The organism is Anaerolineae bacterium, assembly GCA_014360855.1.
GTDB lineage: Bacteria > Chloroflexota > Anaerolineae > JACIWP01 > JACIWP01 > JACIWP01.
In genome coordinates this window covers 568-2,707 of record JACIWP010000352.1, presented here as the reverse complement: position 1 = coordinate 2,707, position 2,140 = coordinate 568, and the positions used below count along the sequence as shown (strand labels likewise).

The window sequence follows — 2,140 nt, the reverse complement described above, 5'->3', positions numbered from 1 at the left end:
CCAAGGGCAAGCGCAGTACGAGCTGGATGGGCAACATCACCATGGCCTGGCTGTTCGGGGTGGGGGCGGCGCTGGCCGTGGGCGGGGCCTTGCTGGGTACCTTGGCCTCCCAGCTTCGCTCTTCCTGGATTTCCCTGAACCCGACCGATTACGCCGGCCGGCCCCTGGGCCTGATCAATGCCCTCCTGCTGGCATTGGGCACCATCGGCGTCCTGCTGTACTTTTACTACACGGAGCCGGCCGGGAAGGGGGCCGGCCGACTGCTGGCCGGCATCCGCAGGGGCTGGGGCCGGCTGGGGCGCTGGTTCATGCTGGTGACCTTCGGCGCCCTCTTCGCCAGCGCCATCATCGCCCGTTTCACCCTGCTCGTCGATCGGCTCCATTTCCTCCTGCAGACCATTGGCTTGCTGGGTGGGTGATGGACATCAGGGGGCCGGCGGGACTTCGAAAAAGGAGTGCGTGGGCATGAGCGATTCCGGGCTTCTTTCCTCCATCCTGGCGGTGGACTGCGGCAACCTGTTCACCCGCGCCACACTGCTGGACGTGGTGGACGGGCAGTTCCGCCTTTTGGGACAGGGGCGCGTGCTCAGCACCCATCGTCCGCCGGCGGCGCACATTATGCCGGGCGTGATCGCCAGTACCGCCCAACTGGAGGCCATCGTCGGCCGCGACCTGATAGACAAACAGGGCATGCTCCTTATGCCGGAGCGGGAGAGCGGCCAGGGGGTGGATACCTGCGTGGTGAGCGTCAGCGCCGGCGCTCCCCTGCGGGTGTTCCTGGCCGGCCTGGCTCATGATGTCAGCTTGGCCAGCGCCCGCCGCGCGCTGGCGTCCTGCCCGGCTGTGTTGGTGGATACCCTTTCCCTGGAGGACCGCCTGGATCAGCCGGAGGGCATGATTCGCCTGCTGGAGCGCCTGGACCAGGCGGAGGCGGATGTCCTGGTGCTGGTGGGAGGGGTGGATGGCGGTGCCTCGCGGCGCATGCTGGACACGGCCGGCGCCCTGGCCCTGGCGTACCAGGTGCGGCCGGAGGATGCCCGGCCCCTGGTGGTGTACGCCGGCGATGCGGCACTGCAGGAGCAGGTGCGTGCCATCCTGGGGGAACTCTGCCAGGTGCGTGTGGTGGACAACGTGCGGCCGGCGCTGGATGTGGAAAACACCGCCCCGCTGGCGGAGGCCCTCCAGCGGCTGTACATGGAGGTGCGCGCCGAGCAGGTGCCCGGTTTCGAGACGCTGTGCAGTTGGTCCCATGCGGAGCCCTTGCTGGCGTCGCAGGCCATGCGCTATACCCTGGGCTACCTGTCCGCCCGCTATGGGCTGAAGGCGGTGGCCCTGCAGGTGGGCGCCGGCCAATCCGCCGTGTACTGGGCGAGCGGCGGCCAGCACGACCTGGTCATGCGGTCCCAATGGGGGCTGAAGCATGGGCCGGCCATCGCCGCACAGCGCGGCATGGACATGCTCCAGCGCTGGATTCCCGAGCCGCCGGAGCCGGATGAAGCCTGGGAGATGCTGTACAACCTGTCCCTGTATCCCAGCGCGGTGCCGGGCAGTGCGCGCGAACTGCGCCTGATGCATGCGCTCGCGCGCGAGCTGGCGGCGGCACTGCTGGAGGACGCCCGGCCGGCTTTCCCACAGGACAATGACCGCCTGCCGAACAGTTGGGACCTGATCATTCTCTCCGGCGCGGTGTTCGAGAACACTGCCGCGCCCGGTCAGGCCGCGCTGATGATGCTGGACGCGTTACAGCCGGCCGGCATCAGCACCGTGGTCGTGGACGCACTCTCGCTGGCAACGGCCGCCGGCACCATCGCGACCGTCGAGCCGCTGGCGGCCGCCCACCTGCTGGAGCGCGATGCCTTCCTCGGCCTGGGGACCATTATTGCGCCGTACGGCCATGGCAAGAAAGGGAGCATCGCCCTGCGCCTGCGCGTGCGCTATGAGGACGGCCGCTCCCTGGATGTAGAGGTGCAGAGCGGTACCATAGAGGTAATCCCGCTGGGATTGGGGCAGAAAGCGCGGCTGGAGATCCGGCCGGCGCGGGGCTTTGACCTGGGATGGAAGGGCCGCAAGGCCGTGGTCGAGGTGGACGGCGGCACATTAGGGATTGTGGTGGATGCGCGCGGCCGGCCCCTTCCGCTGG

The 2,140-nt window shown here is 68.7% G+C and carries 1 protein-coding gene and 1 pseudogene (1 of these 2 cut by a window edge); both read left to right on the top strand.

Annotation, left to right across the window (positions count from 1 at the left end; translation table 11 throughout):
• Positions 1-26: 26 nt before the first annotated feature.
• On the top strand, positions 27-419 hold the full coding sequence (locus H5T60_13870; GenBank protein MBC7243519.1) for a hypothetical protein: 393 nt from the start codon (positions 27-29) through the stop codon (positions 417-419).
• Positions 420-465: 46 nt separating this feature from the next.
• Positions 466-2,140: pseudogene (locus tag H5T60_13865) on the top strand (glutamate mutase L); it runs 567 nt beyond the window's last position.